The organism is Acidovorax sp. 93 (genome assembly GCF_003633835.1).
Lineage (GTDB): Bacteria > Pseudomonadota > Gammaproteobacteria > Burkholderiales > Burkholderiaceae_C > Acidovorax > Acidovorax facilis.
The window spans coordinates 3,364,450-3,383,231 of the sequence record NZ_RBIT01000001.1; the positions used below are offsets into that span (position 1 = coordinate 3,364,450).

General features: G+C 64.1%; 18 protein-coding genes. 7 read left to right on the top strand and 11 right to left on the bottom strand.

Annotation, left to right across the window (positions count from 1 at the left end):
• Window positions 1-7: 7 nt before the first annotated feature.
• Together C8C93_RS15355 and C8C93_RS15360 are read right to left on the bottom strand one after the other, a co-directional pair.
• Window positions 8-877, bottom strand: a complete 870-nt coding sequence (locus C8C93_RS15355) for a lysophospholipid acyltransferase family protein (protein ID WP_055399296.1) — start codon at window positions 875-877, stop codon at window positions 8-10.
• Window positions 874-1,728: a lysophospholipid acyltransferase family protein gene (locus tag C8C93_RS15360; RefSeq protein WP_055399298.1), complete on the bottom strand. Its 855-nt coding sequence runs from the start codon at window positions 1,726-1,728 to the stop codon at window positions 874-876. Before C8C93_RS15360 ends, C8C93_RS15355 begins: the two co-directional genes overlap by 4 nt.
• Window positions 1,729-1,860: 132 nt before the next feature.
• Between C8C93_RS15360 and metK the strand changes: the two genes are divergently transcribed.
• The 3 genes from metK to C8C93_RS15375 all read left to right on the top strand — a co-directional run bounded on the left by metK (window position 1,861) and on the right by C8C93_RS15375 (window position 4,019).
• Window positions 1,861-3,042: a methionine adenosyltransferase gene (gene metK / locus C8C93_RS15365; RefSeq protein WP_056060126.1), complete on the top strand. Its 1,182-nt coding sequence runs from the start codon at window positions 1,861-1,863 to the stop codon at window positions 3,040-3,042.
• Window positions 3,043-3,327: 285 nt separating this feature from the next.
• Entirely contained in the window at window positions 3,328-3,513 is a 186-nt protein-coding gene (locus C8C93_RS15370) for a DUF1328 domain-containing protein (protein ID WP_055399302.1), read from the top strand.
• 47 nt (window positions 3,514-3,560) lie between these two features.
• The gene (locus C8C93_RS15375; RefSeq protein WP_121422404.1) at window positions 3,561-4,019 is read left to right on the top strand and encodes a hemerythrin domain-containing protein; all 459 of its coding nucleotides are present in this window, start codon (window positions 3,561-3,563) and stop codon (window positions 4,017-4,019) included.
• 34 nt (window positions 4,020-4,053) lie between these two features.
• Here C8C93_RS15375 and C8C93_RS15380 read toward each other — a convergent pair whose 3' ends face one another.
• Together C8C93_RS15380 and C8C93_RS15385 are read right to left on the bottom strand one after the other, a co-directional pair.
• Complete coding sequence (locus C8C93_RS15380) at window positions 4,054-5,295, bottom strand: diguanylate cyclase (protein ID WP_055399306.1); 1,242 nt, start codon at window positions 5,293-5,295, stop codon at window positions 4,054-4,056.
• A gap of 159 nt (window positions 5,296-5,454) precedes the next feature.
• Window positions 5,455-6,126 (bottom strand): NUDIX hydrolase, encoded by a 672-nt coding sequence (locus tag C8C93_RS15385; RefSeq protein WP_121508818.1) that lies wholly within the window; start codon window positions 6,124-6,126, stop codon window positions 5,455-5,457.
• Window positions 6,127-6,268: 142 nt separating this feature from the next.
• Here C8C93_RS15385 and C8C93_RS15390 point away from each other — a divergent pair, with 142 nt between their 5' ends.
• From C8C93_RS15390 to C8C93_RS15405, 4 genes are all read left to right on the top strand, one after another.
• Entirely contained in the window at window positions 6,269-7,114 is an 846-nt protein-coding gene (locus C8C93_RS15390; protein WP_121507462.1) for a cysteine hydrolase, read from the top strand.
• A gap of 58 nt (window positions 7,115-7,172) precedes the next feature.
• Window positions 7,173-8,372 (top strand): nicotinate phosphoribosyltransferase, encoded by a 1,200-nt coding sequence (pncB, locus tag C8C93_RS15395; RefSeq protein WP_121507463.1) that lies wholly within the window; start codon window positions 7,173-7,175, stop codon window positions 8,370-8,372.
• 4 nt (window positions 8,373-8,376) lie between these two features.
• Window positions 8,377-10,077, top strand: a complete 1,701-nt coding sequence (locus tag C8C93_RS15400) for an NAD+ synthase (RefSeq protein WP_121507464.1) — start codon at window positions 8,377-8,379, stop codon at window positions 10,075-10,077.
• A gap of 108 nt (window positions 10,078-10,185) precedes the next feature.
• Window positions 10,186-11,223: a bifunctional nicotinamide-nucleotide adenylyltransferase/Nudix hydroxylase gene (locus C8C93_RS15405; RefSeq protein ID WP_121507465.1), complete on the top strand. Its 1,038-nt coding sequence runs from the start codon at window positions 10,186-10,188 to the stop codon at window positions 11,221-11,223.
• A gap of 79 nt (window positions 11,224-11,302) precedes the next feature.
• Here C8C93_RS15405 and C8C93_RS15410 read toward each other — a convergent pair whose 3' ends face one another.
• From C8C93_RS15410 to C8C93_RS15440, 7 genes are all read right to left on the bottom strand, one after another.
• The gene (locus tag C8C93_RS15410; RefSeq protein WP_121507466.1) at window positions 11,303-12,559 is read right to left on the bottom strand and encodes a Zn-dependent hydrolase; all 1,257 of its coding nucleotides are present in this window, start codon (window positions 12,557-12,559) and stop codon (window positions 11,303-11,305) included.
• Window positions 12,560-12,589: 30 nt separating this feature from the next.
• Complete coding sequence (locus C8C93_RS15415; protein WP_121507467.1) at window positions 12,590-14,062, bottom strand: M81 family metallopeptidase; 1,473 nt, start codon at window positions 14,060-14,062, stop codon at window positions 12,590-12,592.
• Window positions 14,063-14,080: 18 nt separating this feature from the next.
• Entirely contained in the window at window positions 14,081-14,782 is a 702-nt protein-coding gene (locus C8C93_RS15420) for an ABC transporter ATP-binding protein (protein WP_121507468.1), read from the bottom strand.
• On the bottom strand, window positions 14,779-15,555 hold the full coding sequence (locus C8C93_RS15425) for an ABC transporter ATP-binding protein (protein WP_121507469.1): 777 nt from the start codon (window positions 15,553-15,555) through the stop codon (window positions 14,779-14,781). The genes C8C93_RS15420 and C8C93_RS15425 overlap by 4 nt, the downstream gene beginning before the upstream one ends.
• A complete protein-coding gene (locus C8C93_RS15430; RefSeq protein ID WP_121507470.1) occupies window positions 15,552-16,535 on the bottom strand; it encodes a branched-chain amino acid ABC transporter permease in 984 nt (327 codons plus the stop codon). Before C8C93_RS15430 ends, C8C93_RS15425 begins: the two co-directional genes overlap by 4 nt.
• A gap of 5 nt (window positions 16,536-16,540) precedes the next feature.
• Window positions 16,541-17,401, bottom strand: coding sequence for a branched-chain amino acid ABC transporter permease (locus C8C93_RS15435; RefSeq protein ID WP_055399328.1), 861 nt, complete (start codon window positions 17,399-17,401; stop codon window positions 16,541-16,543).
• Between the two features lie 122 nt (window positions 17,402-17,523).
• Window positions 17,524-18,729 (bottom strand): ABC transporter substrate-binding protein, encoded by a 1,206-nt coding sequence (locus C8C93_RS15440; RefSeq protein ID WP_121507471.1) that lies wholly within the window; start codon window positions 18,727-18,729, stop codon window positions 17,524-17,526.
• Between the last annotated feature and the right edge of the window lie 53 nt (window positions 18,730-18,782).

Consider the following 18,782-nt stretch of genomic DNA (forward strand, 5'->3'; position numbering starts at 1 on the left):
CAAATTTTCAGGCGTAAAAAGACGGTTCGCCTTCGGGCCGTGTCTTGAAACGCTTGTGCACCCAGTAGTACTGCTCGGGCATGGTGTTGATGACGGCCTGCAGTTCGTGGTTCATGCGCAGGGTGTCGGCCTCGGCATCGTCGGTGGGGTAATTCGCCCAGGCGGGCGAGACCTCGGCCACGTAGCCTGTGGGCGTCATGCGCGAATACACACCCACCACCTTGGCGCGCCCCAGCCGCGCAAACCGCGACAGCGACGGGATGGTGGCCGCCGTCACGCCATAGAACGGCACAAACACCGAATCATTGCGCCCGTAGTCCATGTCGGGCAGCAGGTACAGCAGGCCGCCCTTGCGCAGGTTGGCGATGATGGGTTTGACGCCGTCCGAGCGGTTGAGCATGCGCACGTCACCAAAACGCTGGCGCCCGGCCATGAACCAGCCGTCCACCGCCGGATCGGGGTGGGTGGCAAAAATGGACGTGAACGCTCGGCCCGAATGCAGCGGCAGCGCCAGGCCACCCGCGTCCATGCCATAGAAGTGCGGGGCAAACAGTATCGTGGGGGTGTCGCCGTCGAGCTCGTGTACGGCACCTCTGAGTTGCACGCGCCGCTCGACCACCTCCCGGGGCGCGGCCCAGAGCCAGCTGCGGTCCAGCCAGGTCTGGCAAAACACCACAAAACTGGCGCGCGCCACGGCGCGGCGGCGCGCCTCGGTCCAGTCCGGAAAACACAACTCCAGGTTGCGCAGCGCCACCTTGCGCCGGGGTGCCACCAGCACAAAGGCCACCTGCCCCAGCAGCCACCCCATGCCGCGCAGCACGGGCAGCGGCAGGTGCGCCAGCACCCGCATGAACCACACACCCAGGCGGCCGGTCATACGGCAGCTCCCGCAGCAGGCGCTGCCTCGGCGCGCGGCTGCTTGTAACGGGCATAGCCCCACAGGTATTGCTCGGGGCACTGGCGGATAAGGTGTTCCATGGCCTGGTTGATCTGCACAACGGCAACGTCCAACTGGTCCGACAGCGGTTGCGCCAGCGGCTCGAAATGGGTGACAAAACCACGGCCCCAGGGCAGCCGCTCGCAGCGCACCAGCACCACGGCAGCACCCGTCTGCTGCGCCAGGCGCACGGCCAGGGTCATGGTGTAGGCATCGCGGCCAAAAAACGGCGCCCAGAGGCCCTGCCCGTCCGGCGGGACCTGGTCGGGCAGCAGGCCCACGGCCTCACCCCGCCGCAGGGCCTTGATCATCTGGCGCACACCCGCCAGTGTGGTGGGCACGGCCAGCATGCCGGGCCGGTTGCGTGCGGTCTCCATCACCTTGGCCAGCCAGGCCTGGCGCGCGGGGCGGTACAGCACCGTGATGGGGCCGCGCTCCGCGCTCCAGCGCCGGGCCGCTGCCTGGGCCGACAGTTCGAAGCACCCCTGGTGCGGCGTGAGGTACAAAATGCCGCGCCCGGCCGCATACGCCTGCTCCACACAGGCCTCGCCTTCGATGCGGCAGGGCAGTGGCGCCCCCAGCCACAGGCGCGGCAGCTCGGCCACCATGCGGCCGGCATGGGCCACAGCGGCACGCACGTCGCCGAGCGAATACCCTGCCAGGGCCGAATTGGCCAGAAAGCGACGCCGGTACGTGGGCGACGCACAAAACGCAATCCAGCCCATGGCCGCGCCCATGATGTGCAGCAACCACAGTGGAAATACGGAAAAGAATCGAAAGACGACTGGCATTAAAATGACGGGGTCGCTGAGTTAAATGAGCAACTTGCAGGGCGACGTTAAAAAAATCTGCTAAAGCGTTCGCCAGATCTCCTTCGGGGTGAGGGCAACGCCCCAAATGCCGGAACACAGGAGTTTATTCAAATGGCGAACGACTTTCTCTTTACCTCGGAATCCGTCTCCGAAGGCCACCCCGACAAGGTGGCCGATCAGATCTCGGACGCGATTCTCGATGCAATCTTCAAGCAAGACCCCCGCAGCCGCGTCGCCGCCGAAACGCTGACCAACACTGGCCTCGTGGTGCTGGCGGGCGAGATCACCACCAACGCCCACGTGGACTACATCCAGGTGGCGCGCGACACCATCAAGCGCATCGGATACGACAACACCGACTACGGCATCGACTACAAGGGCTGCGCCGTGCTGGTGGCCTACGACAAGCAGTCCAACGACATCGCCCAGGGCGTGGACCACGCGAGCGACGATCACCTGAACACCGGCGCCGGCGACCAGGGCCTGATGTTCGGCTACGCCTGCGACGAAACGCCCGAGCTGATGCCCGCGCCCATCTATTACGCGCACCGCCTCGTCGAGCGCCAGGCCCAGCTGCGCAAGGACGGCCGCCTGCCGTTCCTGCGCCCCGATGCCAAGTCGCAAGTGACGATGCGCTACGTGGACGGCAAGCCCCACAGCATCGACACCGTGGTGCTCTCCACCCAGCACCACCCCGACCAGAGCGAAACGCAAACCAAGATGAAGGCCTCGTTCACCGAAGCCATCATTGAAGAGATCATCAAGCCCGTGCTGCCCAAGGAATGGCTGCAGAACACGCGCTACCTGATCAACCCCACGGGCCGCTTTGTCATCGGCGGTCCACAAGGTGACTGTGGCCTGACCGGCCGCAAGATCATCGTGGACACCTACGGCGGTGCCTGCCCCCACGGTGGCGGCGCGTTCAGCGGCAAGGACCCAACGAAGGTGGACCGCTCCGCCGCTTACGCAGCCCGCTACGTGGCCAAGAACATCGTGGCCGCAGGCCTGGCGCGCCAGTGCCAGATCCAGGTGGCGTATGCCATCGGCGTGGCCGAGCCCATGAACATCACGGTCTACACAGAAGGCACGGGCGTGGTGTCGGACGAGCGTCTGGCAGCGCTGGTGCGTGAGCATTTCGACCTGCGCCCCAAGGGCATCATCCAGATGCTGGACCTGCTGCGTCCCATCTATGAGAAGACCGCAGCCTACGGCCACTTCGGCCGCGAAGAGCCCGAATTCAGCTGGGAGAAGACCGATAAAGCTGCTGCGCTGCGCGCTGCAGCCGGGCTGTAAAGCCCGCCGCGCGATAGCGCGGTTTTCGGTCTGCGGACGAAGCTCATATCGCGTCAGCGATGTGAGCGCAGACCAAAAGACCGTCAGAGCCGTCCCACCTCCAAAGCCGCAACGCTCCGCGTTGCGGCTTTTCTTTTGACGCTTCACCACTGCCCGCCAGCGGCCCTCTCCTACACCCACCGCCCGCCCGCACTGACGGCGCTGCCGACGGCCCCTCGGTATCGTTCCTGCACACCCTTTCGCAGCCCCGCGCTGCCTGAACATCCACTGCAAGGAGCGACCACCATGCTGAAGTACGCCATCATTTTTGCCCTGATCTCCCTGGTCGCCGGTGCCCTGGGATTCAGCGGAGTCGCCGCAGGCGCGGCGGGCATCGCCAAGGTGCTGTTTGTGCTGTTCCTGGTGATTGCCGTGGTGTTTGTGGTGCTGGCCGTCATCGGCGTGGGTGCCGCGCGCAAGGTACTCAAGTAGCCCACCGCACCTTTGTCACAGCCCCACCTTCCCCACACACCCGCACCATGACCGACACCACCAATATCTTTGAAGCCCTGCGCGAGAGCCACGAACGCCAACGAGCGCTGTACGCCGCACTCACCGACACCAGCGGAGACACCCCCGAGCGGCGCGAGCTGTTTGACCAGCTCAAGCAGGAACTGACGGCCCATGAACGGGCTGAGGAACGGCATTTTTATATTCCGCTGATGGCGCACGACGCGGGCATCGACCTGTCCCGCCACGCCATTTCAGAGCACCACCAGCTCGATGAACTGCTGGAGTCGCTGGAAGAGGCCGACCCGGCGAGCCCCAGCTGGCTGCCGCTGGCCAAGAAACTGGCGGAGAAGGTGGAGCACCACCTCAAGGAAGAAGAACACCGCTTCTTCCAGATGGCAGGCAAGCTGCTGACGGAGAAGCAAAAAACCGCGCTGGCGGCGGACTACCGGGCTGACTATGAGGAGGCCAAGGCCGCCATGGCCTGAGCGTGCCGGGCTCGGCCCGGAGACACGCAAGAGGTCATACGGACTCTTCGGCCTGCACCACGCAATTGCGACCGCTGGACTTGGCCTTGTACAGCGCCGTGTCCGCGCGCTTGATCAGCGCGTGGCTGTCTTCCTTGTGGTCCCACGTGGCCACGCCAAAACTGGCGCTGACATGGCCCACCGCGTCGAACGGCACGCCTGCAATGCGCGCGCGCACCGCCTCGGCCATGGCCATGGCGGCATCCACCGGGGTTTCCTTGAGCAGGATGATGAACTCCTCGCCCCCGAAACGCGCAGCGCAGTCGGACGACCGCAGAAGTTCTCGCACGCGCAGCGCCGTGCTCTTGAGCACCACATCGCCCGAGTCATGCCCAAAGGTATCGTTGATGCGTTTGAAAAAGTCGATGTCAAACATCACCACCGACAGACTGCCCTTCTTGATGCGGGTGTCGGCCATCTCGGTCTCCAGCCTCTCAAAGAAGCGGCGGCGGTTGACCAAGTCCGTCAGGAAGTCCTTGGTGGCCAGGTCTTCCAGCTTGCGGTTGAGCCGCGCCATGGGCTCAATCACCAGCGACGACAGCGACAGGTTGAGCCCGACGAAAAGCAGCACAAAACTACCCACTAGCGCCGCCATCACCGTGTTGAAGGTCTGACGCGCCTTCTCCAGCGGGAAGTACATCGGCACCTTCACCACCTGGATGCCCACCGTCTCGTTCATGCCCCAGCCAAAGCCGTTCTTGTCGCCATAGACCTTGAGCATGGTGGGCGGCGCCACGGCCGGTGTGCTGTGACAGGCCATGCATTGCGCCTGCTTGATGGTGATGGGGCGGGCCACGTACATGGCGCGGTGCATGCCCTCGCCCACCTCGCCGGTGACCTCTTTCTTGAGGTCGGCCCGGCCTTCGCGAAAGTCGCTGATGATGCGCTCTTCCCACTCGTTGGCACGGTCGCGCAGGTTGGTGGGGTTGAGCACCGCCTCCTTGTACTCATAGCCCGGAAACCGGTTCTGCAGGCGGCGCAGGGTTTCGGTGGCCGCATAGGCAGGCACCGTCTGCGGCAGGAATTTCTCGGCCAGCGTCACGTCCAGGTGGGGCTTGACCAGCTCTGTCGTGTAGTCGCGGATCGCCATGGCCGCGTGCATCATGATCTGCGAGTTGTGCTGCACCTCCTCGATGGCAGACTGCTGCAGAAAGCGGTGCACATAAACTCCCGCCCCCGCCGCTGCCACCAGCAGCACGGCCGCCAGCACCAGGTTGAATTTGAGCCGCAAAGACATGGATTTCCCTCAGGTGCCAGCGTTGTGCCGGCTTGTTGTTGGTGGTGCAACGGCAGCCACCCTGGCCCGCGCGACGCACCCACCGTTCGTGGGACACAAAGTTTGCGTTTGTGCCAGATTTCCGTGCGGCGGTCCAATAGTTTGTGCGCTAAGCCCGCGCTACAGCCCGCGCGCGCTCAGCGACAGATTGCGCCGGTAGGCCGGGCGCACCCGGTACAGCTGCGCGGGCCGGTGGGCGCCGCCGCCTTGCAGCGCTCCCGGCACCGGCTCCAGCATGGCCAACTCGTCCATCTTGCGGCGAAAACTCACCTTGTTGACCGGCTCGCCCAGCACCGCCTCGTACACAGCCTGCAGCTGCGGCAGCGTGAACGGCTCGGCGCACAGGTGCACGGGCATGGACGAATACTGGCTTTTGCTGCGCACGCGGGCCACGGCGGCATCGACCATGGCACGGTGGTCAAAAGGCAGCGCAGGCAATTCGGCCACGGGTACCAGCGTTAGCGGTGCCTGCGCCAGCACCTCAGGCGGCACCAGGGCACAGTAAGCGACGGCCAGCGACCAGCCCCGGGGGTCGCGCACCGGGCCGGAGAAGGTGGCCAACTGCTCCAGGTACGGGCTCTGCAAGCCCGCCTTGTCGCGCAGCACCCGGGCCGCGCTGGCCTGGGCATCGGCATCTTCCTGGGCGTGGATATAGCCGCCGGGCAACGCCAGCGCACCGGCAAACGGAGGCCGCTCCCGCCGCTGCAGCGCGACGTGCAACACGTCCTGCTGCAGGGTGAGCAGGACCACATCCACGGTACAGATCACGGCGGGGGCGGTGGTATCGGTCATGGGGCCGAGTTTGTCACAGGGATGAACGAACAAGATAGATGCCCCCCAACTCTGCAAGAACAGAAACATGCTTTTGCAACTTAGTTAGTTTATTTTTTTTACTAACAAGATTACACTGGCGTCACCAACGAAGGAGAAGACCATGGCCCGCAACACTCAGCTTCTGGTGATCGACCCCCAAAACGACTTCTGCGACCTGCCCGTGGCCTGGCAGCCCACCGATGCGCTCACAGGCCCACGCACCACGCCCGCCCTGCCTGTGGCGGGCGCCCATGCCGACATGCAGCGCCTGGCCCAGTTCATCCGCAGCCAGGGCGACCAACTGGACGCCATCACCGTCACGCTCGACTCGCACCAGCGTTTTGACATTGCCCACCCCGGCTTCTGGCAAACCGGCACGGGGGCGGATGTGGCTCCCTTCACCCCCATCACCGCCGCCCAGGTGCGCGCTGGCGACTACGTACCGCGAAACCCCGCCGCCCTGCCCCGCACCCTGCAGTACCTGGACGCACTCGAAACCCAGGGCCGCTACACGCTGATGGTCTGGCCCGTGCACTGCGAGGTGGGCAGCTGGGGCCATGGCGTGCACGCCGATGTACTGGCCGCCTGCGGGGCCTGGCAGCTCCAGCGCCAGCGCGCGGTGCGCAATGTCTTCAAGGGCACCAACCCCTGGACGGAGCACTACAGCGCCATCGAGGCCGAGGTGCCCGATGCGGACGACGAAAGCACCGCACTCAACACCGCCCTGCTGCAGTCGCTGGGCCAGGCCGATGTGCTGCTGATCGCGGGCGAGGCCAGCAGCCACTGCGTGCGCTCGACCACCGAACACATCGTGCAGCACCTGCCCCGCCTGGTGCCGGGCTGGCAAGCCAGCCGCATCGTGCTGCTGACCGATGGCATGAGCCCCGTGGGCGGTTTTGAGGCGCAGCACCAGGCGTTTCTGAATGCCATGCGCGCAGCCGGTGCACAGCTCGCCAATATGAATTAAATCAGGCTCTAGCGCTTATCCATCAAGCGCTACCAGCTACAAATTTTGGAGCAACATCATGAACCCCGTCATCACCAGCCTGCTCGACACCGACCTCTACAAGTTCACGATGTGGCAGGCGCTGCTGCACCGCCACCCGCAAACCCAAAGCGAATATCGCTTTGTGTGCCGCAACACTCCGGCCTACCCGCTGGCCGAGCTGCTGCCCGAGGTGAACGCTGCGCTGGACCACCTGTGCAGCCTGCGCTTCACGCCCGAAGAGCTGGCCTATGTGGGCAGCCTGCGCTACATCAAGAGCGACTTTGTGGACTTCCTGCGCATCTTCCAGTTCCAGCGCAGTTTCATCAGCGCCTGGGCCGAGGGCGAGCAACTGCACATCGTGGCGCAAGGCCCACAGGTGCATGTGATGGGGTTTGAGATCTTCGTGCTGGCCATCGTGAACGAGCTGTACTTTCGCCGCTTTGACGCGGCCCAGGCCCTCGCCAGCGGCCGTGCACGGCTGGCCGCCAAAGTGCATCAGCTGCAGGCCCTGGCCCGGCAGGCCACGCTGCGCCACGCTTTCGAGCTGTTCGACTTTGGCCTGCGCCGCCGCTACAGCGGCGCCTGGCAGCGCGAGGTGGTGCAGACCTTTGCGCAGCAAGCTCCGCAGTGGTTCAAGGGCACCAGCAACGTGCTGCTGGCGCGCGATTTGAACCTGGTGCCCATCGGCACCATGGCGCACGAGTATTTGCAGACCTACCAGGCCCTGGGCGTGCGGCTGCGCGACTTCCAAAAAGCCGCACTCGAAGACTGGGTGCAGGAATACCGGGGCGACCTGGGCATTGCGCTGACCGACACCGTGGGCGTGGACGCCTTTCTCGCTGACTTTGACCTGTACTTCGCCAAGCTGTTCGACGGCCTGCGCCACGACTCAGGCGACCCGGTGGCCTGGGGCGAAAAAGCCCTCGCGCACTACACCCGGCTGCGTATCGACGCACACACCAAGCGGCTGGTGTTCTCGGACGGACTCGACCTGGAACGCGCCCTCATGCTGTACCGCCACTTTGGCGACCGCACGCAGCTGGGGTTTGGCATTGGAACGAATCTCACCAACGACATGGGCGACGCACCGGAGATGCGACCGCTCAACATCGTGATGAAGCTGGTGCGTGCCAACGGACAACCTGTGGCGAAACTCTCAGACACACCCGGCAAGACGCTGTGCGACGATGAAACCTACCTGGCCTACCTGCGTCAGGTTTTCAACGTGAAGGACTGACACCATGCTCCGCATCACCCTTGCCCAGCTCAACTTCACCGTCGGTGACATCGAAGGCAACGTGGCCCGCATGGTGGCCGCCGCGCAGCAGGCGGCGCGCGAGCAAGCCGACATCATCGTGTTCAGCGAGCTGTCGCTGTGCGGCTACTACCCCGGCGACATGCTGGAGGAAACCGGCTTTCAGCAACGCATCGAGGCCGGCATCTCCGCGTTACAACAGGCCTCTGCTGAATTACCCCAGCTGCACTGGGTGTTGGGCGCGCCCACACCCGCGCGCGGCCCCGGCAAGCGCTTGCACAACAGCCTGCTGGTGCTGCAAGGCGGGGCTGTGCGCCTGCAATACGCCAAGCAGCTGCTGCCCACCTACAACATCTTTGACGAGCGCCGCCACTTCGAGCCCGGACCAGACGTGGCCAAGGTGCTGCGCATCGGCAGCACGCAGGTGGGCCTGCTGATCTGCGAGGACGGCTGGAACGACCACGGCGCCGACTACGCCACCAACCCTTTCGAGCGCATGCGCGACGCCGCGCCCGACCTGGTGGTGAGCATCAACGCCAGTCCCAGCCACACCGGCAAACGCGAGCAGCGTCACCAGATCTTTGCCGACGCCGCGCGCCGCCACGGCCTGCCGATCCTGTACGTGAACCAAATCGGTGGGCATGACCAGGTGGTGTACGACGGAGCATCGTTCGCGGCCGAGCCCGATGCGGGTGTCGTCTTTGAAGCGCAGCGGTTCGTGGAAGATGTACGCACGCTGCAGTTCGACAACGGGCATTTTCTGAGCGCGGAAGGCGCGCGTCCCGCCCCCGTGCCCACACAGGGCCTTCCCGCCATGGACTTCTACCGCCAGCAGATCGTGCTGGGCCTGCGTGACTACGCATGGCGCTGCGGCTTTACGCAGGTGGTGGTGGGCAGCTCGGGCGGCATCGACAGCGCGCTGACGCTCGCCTTGGCCGTGGAAGCGCTGGGTGCGGACAACGTGGTCGGCATCACCATGCCCTCGCGCTACTCCAGCAGCGGCTCGGTCGATGACTCGGTGGCGCTGTGCCACAACTTGGGCGTGCAGCTCTTCACACACCCGATTGCCGAGCTGGTGGCGAGCTACGCGCAGCAGTTCGAGGCCAGCTTTTGCAAGCCGTTGGTGGGTCTTCCGCTCGAAAATTTGCAGGCGCGCATTCGCGGAACGGTGCTGATGGAATACTCCAACGCCTTTGGACACCTGCTGCTGACCACGGGCAACAAGAGTGAAATCTCGGTGGGCTACTGCACGCTGTATGGGGACACCAACGGCGGCCTGGGCTTGATTGGCGACCTCTACAAGACAGAGGTGTTTGCCCTTTCACGCCACGTCAACGAACACGCCGGGCGCGAGCTGATCCCGCAGGCCATCATCGACAAGGAACCCTCGGCCGAACTGGCACCCGGCCAGCGCGATGTGGACAGCCTGCCACCCTACCCCGTGCTCGACGAAGTGCTCAAGCTGCTCATCGAAGGCGACCGCCTTTCTGCCGCGGAGCACGCGGCGGCCCAGAATTTTGTCGCCCAGCTGCAAACCGACGACGCGGGCCGCGCCCTGGTGCAACGCGTGCGCATGATGGTGGCGCGCAACGAATACAAGCGCCGTCAGGCCCCGCCCATCGTGCGCGTGCGGGCACGGGCCTTTGGCAGTGGGCGGCAGATGCCTATTGCTGCGCGGTATGTGTAATACGGCTCCAGGGTAAAATTACTACCAAAAAGATAGCTGCTAGCGCTTTATAGATAAGCGCTAGCGACCAAAAACACTTAAAAATCACCCGATAACGACTGGAGACACATGGTCGATACCGCCATCTACATCGGGCGTTTTGAACCCGTGCACAACGGCCACATGGCGCTGCTGCAGCGCGCGCTCGACAGCGCGCAGCAGGTCATCGTGGTGGTGGGCTCGGCCTGGCAGGCGCGCTCGCCCAAGAACCCCTTCACTTGGCAAGAACGCGAGGCCATGCTGCGCAATGCGCTGCCCGAGGCCGACCGCAGCCGCATGGTGGTGCTGCCCATGCGCGACTACTACAACGAGGCGGTCTGGGTGCAGGCCGTGCGCCAGGGCGTGGCGCGGCTGACGACACCCGGTGCGCGGATCGGTCTGGTGGGCCACTTCAAGGACGCCACCAGCGGCTACCTGAGCGCGTTCCCGGGCTGGGAGCTGATCCATGTGGAGCGCCAGGGCCCCATCGACGCCACCGCCATCCGCGACGCCTGGTTTGGCGCCACACCCGACACGGTGCAGTCCGCCCTCGCCCCCCTGGCCGACCAGATGCCTGCCAGCACCCTGGCCACGCTGACCGAGTTTGCGCAGACCCCGCACTACCTGGCGCTGCAGCAGGAGTGGCAGATGCTGCGCGGCTACCGCCAGGCCTGGGCCGCCGCGCCCTACCCACCCGTCTTCGTGACGGTGGACGCGGTGCTGCGCTGCCAGGACCATGTGCTGCTGATCCGCCGCGCACACGCACCCGGCAAGGGCCAGCTGGCCGTGCCCGGTGGCTTCATCGAACAGCGCGAAACGGTGTGGCAGTCCTGCCTGCGCGAACTGGTGGAAGAAACCCACTGCCACCTGCCCGAGGCCACCATGCGCGCCGCGCTGCAGTCCGTGGCCGTGTTCGACCACCCCGACCGCAGCCAGCGTGGCCGCACCATCACGCATGCGCACTACTTTGATTTGGGAGATGCGCAGTTTCCAAACGTGCAAGCAGACGACGACGCGCTGCAGGTGCAGTGGACACGCATCGACCAGCTGGCGGGGATGGAAGAGGAATTCTTTGAAGACCACTTCCACATGCTGGACCACTTTTTAGGGCTGACGGAGCTGCACTGACAACGTGCAGCCAGACTTCAAGTAAAAACAGCCGCCAGCGCTTTTCCATCAAGCGTCGACAGCTGTAATTTGAATAGCATCAAGTCCCCGCACGCTCCAGCATGGCATGCAGCAGCACGTTGCAGCCCGCCTCGATGTGCTCGGGCTTGGCGTCCTCGATCTCGTTATGGCTGATACCGTCCTTGCAGGGGATGAAGATCATGCCGCTGGGTGCGAGCTTGGCCATGTAGACGGCGTCGTGCCCCGCGCCGGAGACGGCGGGCATGTGGCTGTAGCCCAGCTTGGCGGCTGCGCGGCCTACGGCCTCCACACACTCGGGCTGGAAGAGTTGCGCGGGGTAGCTGGACACCATCTCGATGTGCACCTGCACGCCATGCTCCTTGGCTACCTGGTCGGCAAAGGCCTTGACCTCGGCAGCCATGGCGTCCACCAGCGCGTCGGTGCTGTTGCGCAGGTCGATGCTGAACTTGACCCGGCCCGGAATCACGTTGCGGCTGTTGGGGAACACTTGCACCATGCCCACGGTGCCACGCCCGTGCGGCGGGCGGCGGTGGGCTGCAGCGACTACGTCTTGCATGATGCGCGTGGCGGCCAGCATCGCGTCCTTGCGCAGGGCCATGGGGGTGGGGCCTGCGTGGGCTTCCATGCCGGTCACGGTGCAGTCGAACCAGCGAATGCCGAGCACGCCGCTGACCACGCCGATGGTCTTGTCGTTGTCTTCCAGCACCGGGCCTTGTTCGATGTGGGTTTCGAAGTAGGCGCCGATGGGGTGGTCGCCAGGTTCCTGGTCTCCGATGTAGCCGATGCGCTCCAACTCGCCCTTCACCGTCTTGCCTTCGGTGTCGGTGGCGGCGTAGGCGTGTTCCAGCGTGAAGGCTTTGGCGAACACGCCCGAGCCCATCATCACGGGCACAAAGCGGCTGCCTTCTTCATTGGTCCAGAAGGCGACTTCGATGGGGGCCTCGGTCTCGATGCCGTGGTCATTGAGCGTGCGCACCACCTCGATACCTGCCAGCACGCCGTAGTTGCCATCGAACTTCCCGCCCGTGGGCTGGGTGTCGATGTGGCTGCCGGTCATGATGGGGGGCAGGCTGTTGTTGCGCCCAGGACGGCGCATGAATCCGTTGCCGATCTTGTCAATGGTGACGGTCATACCCGCTTCGCGCGCCCAGCGGGTCACGAGGTCACGACCCTGCTTGTCCAGATCGGTGAGGGTCAAGCGGCACACGCCGCCTTTGGGGGTGGCGCCGATCTGCGCCAGCTCCATGAGCGAATCCCACAGGCGCTGGCCGTTGATGCGCAGGTTTTCGATGTCGGTCTTTGCGGAGGGGTTCATGGTGACTTTGGGCAATGGCTTCAGGTGGGCTTACAGGGCGTCGAGCGGGTAGACCGGGCGGCGCAGGTTCTGGTAGGGAAACAGGCTGTGGTCGGAGCTCGTGGGGCCCGGGCTGTCGCACTCCACCAAGCCCGCCGACAACGGCACGAAGACAGGCCTGCAGTACATGCGCGACTTGAGCAGCAGGTAGCGGTACGTGGTGGGGTCGAGGCCCACGCAGGAGAACACACCCAGATCCCAGGGCTCGTGGGGCTGCTCCACCACCACGATCTGCGTGTGGCCCAGGTCCAGCCACACAGCCCGCCCCATCGAACAGCGCTGGCCTGTGTAGATGGGGCCGGTGACGGTGTAGCTGCCATCGCTGATAGCCCGCACAGTGCCCTGTACCGGCACAGGATCTTTGTGCAGACCAAGCTGGGTTAACGGCACCTTGTTGCCCAGGCGCAGCGACACTTGCGCGCCCACCCCGGCCGCCACGAGCTCGGCCACGGCCTGCGGATCGCACAGCGGCCCGGTGGCAATGCCCTCCAGGCCTTGCGCCCACGCCGCCTGCAAGACATCCATGGTGTCGCAGGTCCCACCCGACATGCAGTTGTCGCTGTGATCGAGCAGCAGCACGGGCTTGTCGGCACCTTGCGCCATGGCGGCAGCACGGTCGAACGCCGCATTCAGAGGTTCACTCAGGTACACGTAATCGGTGCGCTCATTCCATATCTGGCTTGCCACCTGCTCCAGGGCCACAGCGGCCTGCGCTTCACCGTCAGCAGTAGCTTCGACAGTGGCGACCACGCTCATGCAAGGCGCAGGAATGTCAGCGAGGCAGAACCCGGCAAACACCGTCATGCCCGGCACTCCCTCACGCTCCGCTTCGGTTGCGGCCGCCACGGCGCGCGCCATGGCGCCGTTGAGCGTGGTGCTGCGCAGCGTATGGCTCATCAATGGCAATTGCTTCCAGCGGATGGCCCATTGGCGCCCCTCCTGGAACATCTGCAGCACCAGACGCGCCACATGCGCACCCGTCTCGTACATGTCGATGTGCGGATAGGTCTTGAAGCCCACCATCACATCGGCGTTGTCCACCATGGCCTGCGTGATGTTGCCGTGCAGGTCGAGCGCCACGCCCAGCGGCACACCCGGTGCAGCGGCACGCACGCGCGCTAGCAGGTCGCCTTCGCCATCGGGTGTGCTCTGCACCACCATGGCCCCGTGCAGGTCCAGCAGGATCGCGTCGCAACCGGGAGCCGCCGCCACGATGCGGTCTGTCAGGACGCGATAGGCCTCGGCATCGACCGTGCCGCTGGGATTGGCCGTGGCAGAAACTGGCGTGATGCACTGCGCCCCGAGGCCCTGCGCCGCATCGATGAACGCCGCCATCGCGGTGCGCATACCCTTGTTGGCCTGGAACGCCGCGTCGTCATAGTCAGGCGCAAACGATGCCAGCGGCGTGGCGACGGGTGAAAAGGTATTGGTCTCGTGGTTGAGACGCGCGATCAGAAATTTCATGACAGCTCGCAATGCAAATCAGACCAGGCCAACGCCCAGATAACGGTCCTTGACCTCTTCGTCGGCCAGGAAGGTGGCGTTGTCCGCCGTGTAGACAATGCGGCCCTGCTCCAGCACACAATGCCGGTCAGCCAGTTGCGTGCAGACCTCCAGGTTCTGCTCCACCAGCAGGATGGCCACTCCGGCCGCCTTGATGGTCTTGAGCTGGGACACGATCTCTTCAACGATTACCGGAGCGAGCCCTTCCACGGGTTCATCCAGCATCAGCAGCTTGGGGTTGTTCATCAGCGCCCTCCCGATGGCCAGCATCTGCTGCTCGCCCCCGGACAACTGGCCGCCGCCGTTGGTGCGTCGCTCCTTGAGGCGCGGGAAGATGCGGTAGACATCGTCAAGCTGCCATGGTGAGCGTTTGCGCTGCCCAAGCAGCAGGTTTTCTTCCACCGTCAGCAGCTTGAAGATGCCACGGTGTTCCGGTACCAGGCACACGCCCTGGCTGGCAATGACGTGGGGCGCCAGGCCCTGCACCGGTTTGCCGGCAAACCGGATGCTGCCGCTGGTGGGAGGCACCACCCCGACGATGCTCTTGAGCGTGGTCGTCTTGCCGGCGCCATTGCGCCCCAGCAAGGTGACCAGCTCACCATCGCCCACCTCAAAACTCACCCCTTGCAGCACGTGGCTTTTGCCGTAGTAGGCGTGAACGTTGTCCAGCGCGAGAATCATGCTTTCCCCCCCGTGATCATGTTGCCCAGATAGGCCGTGCGCACCCGGTCATCGCTGCGGATGTCGTGCGGCAGGCCTTCGGCCAGCACACGCCCCATCTGCATCACCGTCACCGTGTCCGAGATATCCATCACGATGTTCATGTTGTGCTCGATCAGGACCACGGTGTGCTGGTCACGAAGGCTCTTGATGAGACGCTTCATCTCGTCCAGGTCATCAATGCCCATGCCCGATGTGGGCTCGTCCAGAAAGATGGCCTTGGGCCGTGCCGACAAGGCCATGCCGACCTCCAGCCGGCGCTGCTGCCCGTGTGACAGGTTGCCGGCTGGCGTGTCGGCCAGTGACTCCAGCCCCACCTTTGCAAGAACGGCTTCGACCACATCCTTCTGCGCACGTGCGCCCACCGGCTCGTGCCAGGGGTTCAGCGCGTGCATGGGGGCCACACCCTGTGCGCCCAGGCGCAGGTTCTCCCGCACCGACAGCGTGAGGAACAGGCTGGTGACCTGAAACGAACGCGCAATGCCCCGTTGCACACGGCGGTAGTCGGGCTCGTCCGTCACATCCTGGCCGTCAAACAGGATGCGCCCGCCACTTACGGTCTTGGTACCAGTGAGCATGTGAAACAGCGTGGTCTTGCCAGCGCCATTCGGGCCAATCACGGAGTGCACGGTGTTGGCGCGCACCTGCAGGCTCACGCCGCCCAGCGCGGCAAACTTGCCGTAATGCTTCTCGACATCGATGGCTTCCAGCAGGATCGGAGACTTGGTGTTCATGCCTGTTCTCCCTTCGCAGTTGCAGCCGTTGCCGTATTGCGCTGCCCCTGCAGCTTGCGCCACAGCATTTCACCCAGGCCCCACAGGCCACGCTGCATCCACAGGCTGACGGCAATCAGCGCCACCCCCAGCAGCAGCAGCCATCGCGGCCACAACTGCGACAGCCAGTCCGCCAGCAACAGGTAAAACGCTGAGCCTAGCAACGAGGCAAACAGATTGCCGGTGCCGCCGATCACGGTCATGATCAGAATCATCTCGCTGGTGTGCAGTTCGGCGTTGGACAGCGGAGCCAACCCCGTCATCATGGCGTGCAACGCCCCCGCCAGCCCAGTGACCGCACCCGAAATCACAAACGCCTGCAGCTTGAGCAAACGCAGGTTGTAGCCAATGGCCGCAGCGCGCTCCTCGTTGTCACGCACCGCCAGCAACGTGCGGCCGAAGGTGGAGTTGGACACCCTGAGCAACAGCCAGAAAACGATCAGGAACAGCAGCGACACAAAGCCATAGAACTGCCAGGGCGTAGCCAGCGTCCACAGGTCTGCACCAAACAGCGAGAGGTTGGGGCGAGGCACGTCCATCAAGCCGTTGTCGCCGCCCGTGAGATCGGTCGCTGTGTAGGCAATGAAGTAAAACATCTGCGAGAAGGCCAGCGTCAGCATCACGAAGTAGGTGCCCCGCTGACGGATGGCCACCCAGCCGACCAGGGCAGCGCCCAGTGCGCCCATCAATGTTGCCAGCAGCAAAGCCAGCGGCATGGGCACCGCCCAGCGGCTCAGCATCAGCGCCACCGTGTAGCTGCCCAGACCGAAGAAGATGCCCTGCCCGAAAGACAGCAGGCCCGTGAAGCCCAGCAGCAGATTGCAGCCCATGGCAGCCAGCGTAAAGATCAGCACTTCACTCGCCAGAGAACCGGAATGCATGAGCAACGGCATGGTCAGAACCACCACAGCCGCCAGGATGAAATGGGTGTATTTTTTCATGTGCTTCACTCCTTGCGACCCAGCAGGCCGTGAGGCCTCAGCAACAACACGGCGCCCATGGCGATGTAAATCATCAGGCGAGCTCCTTCGGGCCACAGCGTGCTCATCACGCTTTGCACGATGCCGATCATGAGCCCACCCAGTAGCGCCCCGCCAAAGCTGCCAAGCCCTCCGACCACCACCACCACGAAGGCCACGGCAAGCGCCTCCACGCCCATGAAGGGCTCGGCTCCGCGTATCGGAGAGGCCAGCACCCCGGCCAGGGCCGCTGTGGCGGCTCCCAGCCCAAACACCAGACTGAAGATCCGCAACACGTTGATTCCCAGCAACGAGACCATCTCGGTGGACTCGCTGCCCGCACGCACGGCACTGCCCAGGCGAGTGCCCTCCAGCACCCACCACAACAGCACAGAGAGCACTGCCGTGAAGCCAATCACAAACAGGCGGTACTTGGGGTAGATGAAGCTGCCCCACATCACCACCCCTTGAAGCGCATCGGGCACGGCCACGCTGTCGCCCAAGGGGCCCCATTGCAGGATCACCAGCTCCTGCGCTGCAAGGGCCAAGCCTACCGTGACCAGGATGTGAAACTCGTGCGCTGACGCGTACACATGGCGCAAGACCAGCTTCTCCGTCGCCCAGCCAATGAAGCCGACAACCAAAGGGACGACCAGCAACGCCAACCAGAAGCTCATGCCCCAACGCGTCATCTGATAGCAGAAATAGGCGCCGATCAGATAGAACGCTCCATGGGCAAAGTTCACAAATCGCAGCAGACCAAAAACAATGGACAGGCCGACTGCCAACAGGAAATACAGCATGCCGATGCCGATCCCGTTGATAACCTGTAGCAGATAGATATTCATACAGTGCTCGGGCAACAGACCCAGCAGGCCGCCATGGGGCGGACCCTGGGTTCACCAGTTCTGGAATGGCGTGGCGGTTGCGGCTTGCAGGTAGCCGCCCGCCACGCAGGCCTTGCTGACTGTTAGGCGCGCTTGCAGCCTGTCTTGTCCACCGGCAGGAACGACTTGCCCGAACTGAGCACATCCACGTAGTCGTCCTTGTTCTTCATCTTCGACTTGGCTTTGCCCTTGAGCAGGTAGTAGTTCTTGATGACCTGGTGGTCTTCTTTGCGTACCTCTTCTTCGCCCGTCAGGCCCTGGTACTTGTGTCCCTCGAGTGCGGCGATCACGGCCTTCTGCTCGACCGAGTTGGCCTTGATGATGCCGTCGATCAGCAGCTTGGTGCAGATGTACGAGCCCGCGAGGCTGTAGTTGGGATTGATCTTGAGCTTGTCATTGGTGCGTTTGACCAGATCACGATTGAGTTCGGAATCCACGGTGTGCCAGTACTGCGCGCCGAAGTAGATGCCGTCGCAGAGGTCGGCGCCCAGCGATTCGAACTGTTCCAGGCCCGAGGCCCAGGCCACCAGAATCGTCATGTTCTTGTGCATGCCAAAGCTCACCGCCTGGCGCAGCGTGTCAGCGCATTGCGCACCAAAGTTCAGCAACAGCAGCACATCGGGTTTGGCCGCGATCGCGTTGGTGATGTAGCCGCTGAACTCCTTTTCCGCGAGCGAGTGGTAGCTGTTGCCCACATGCTCGATGCCCTTTTCCTTGAAGATGTTCTTGGCTGCGGACAACAGACCATCGCCAAAGACGTACTGCGGTGTGATGGTGTACCAGCGCTTGGCCTTGGGCATGGACTCGATCAGCGGTCGCACGGTCTGCTCGACCGCGCCAAAGGTCGGCACCGACCACCGGAAAGTCGCCACATTGCAGTCCGTGCCTGTGAGTTCGTCAGCCCCGGCAGTGGTGACAAACAGGCCTCCGGCCTTCTCGGCCTCCTTGCCCATGGCCAGGGCCTCACCCGACAGAATGCCGCCAGCAAAGAAGCGCGCACCTTGCTGCTGCGCCGCTTCCTGCACTTTGCGCACAGCGGTGGCGGGCTTGCCCTCGGTGTCTAGCAGGGTGTAGGCCAGCGGACGATTCAGTGCCTTGCCATATTGCTCAATGGCCAGCTTCATGCCCAAATCGGCAAACTTGCCGTTCGCCGCAAACGGGCCCGACATGGGCACGGGACAACCGAACTGAATGGCGCCAGCGGCCTGTGCAAACGCACTGCGGGTCAGACCCATGGACGCAGCCAGCGCTGACAGTGCCGAGACTTGCAATATTTGACGACGTTGCATGAAGGACTCCCTTGAAGGTGAATGGATGGATCGCGTGATTTGCGGCCTCCATA

Coding starts and splice junctions, on each gene's coding strand:
- C8C93_RS15355 (WP_055399296.1), bottom strand. CDS start 877: ATGACCGGCCGCCTGGGTGTGTGGTTCATGCGGGTGCTGGCGCACCTG.
- C8C93_RS15360 (WP_055399298.1), bottom strand. CDS start 1,728: ATGCCAGTCGTCTTTCGATTCTTTTCCGTATTTCCACTGTGGTTGCTG.
- metK (WP_056060126.1), top strand. CDS start 1,861: ATGGCGAACGACTTTCTCTTTACCTCGGAATCCGTCTCCGAAGGCCAC.
- C8C93_RS15370 (WP_055399302.1), top strand. CDS start 3,328: ATGCTGAAGTACGCCATCATTTTTGCCCTGATCTCCCTGGTCGCCGGT.
- C8C93_RS15375 (WP_121422404.1), top strand. CDS start 3,561: ATGACCGACACCACCAATATCTTTGAAGCCCTGCGCGAGAGCCACGAA.
- C8C93_RS15380 (WP_055399306.1), bottom strand. CDS start 5,295: ATGTCTTTGCGGCTCAAATTCAACCTGGTGCTGGCGGCCGTGCTGCTG.
- C8C93_RS15385 (WP_121508818.1), bottom strand. CDS start 6,126: ATGACCGATACCACCGCCCCCGCCGTGATCTGTACCGTGGATGTGGTC.
- C8C93_RS15390 (WP_121507462.1), top strand. CDS start 6,269: ATGGCCCGCAACACTCAGCTTCTGGTGATCGACCCCCAAAACGACTTC.
- pncB (WP_121507463.1), top strand. CDS start 7,173: ATGAACCCCGTCATCACCAGCCTGCTCGACACCGACCTCTACAAGTTC.
- C8C93_RS15400 (WP_121507464.1), top strand. CDS start 8,377: ATGCTCCGCATCACCCTTGCCCAGCTCAACTTCACCGTCGGTGACATC.
- C8C93_RS15405 (WP_121507465.1), top strand. CDS start 10,186: ATGGTCGATACCGCCATCTACATCGGGCGTTTTGAACCCGTGCACAAC.
- C8C93_RS15410 (WP_121507466.1), bottom strand. CDS start 12,559: ATGAACCCCTCCGCAAAGACCGACATCGAAAACCTGCGCATCAACGGC.
- C8C93_RS15415 (WP_121507467.1), bottom strand. CDS start 14,062: ATGAAATTTCTGATCGCGCGTCTCAACCACGAGACCAATACCTTTTCA.
- C8C93_RS15420 (WP_121507468.1), bottom strand. CDS start 14,782: ATGATTCTCGCGCTGGACAACGTTCACGCCTACTACGGCAAAAGCCAC.
- C8C93_RS15425 (WP_121507469.1), bottom strand. CDS start 15,555: ATGAACACCAAGTCTCCGATCCTGCTGGAAGCCATCGATGTCGAGAAG.
- C8C93_RS15430 (WP_121507470.1), bottom strand. CDS start 16,535: ATGAAAAAATACACCCATTTCATCCTGGCGGCTGTGGTGGTTCTGACC.
- C8C93_RS15435 (WP_055399328.1), bottom strand. CDS start 17,401: ATGAATATCTATCTGCTACAGGTTATCAACGGGATCGGCATCGGCATG.
- C8C93_RS15440 (WP_121507471.1), bottom strand. CDS start 18,729: ATGCAACGTCGTCAAATATTGCAAGTCTCGGCACTGTCAGCGCTGGCT.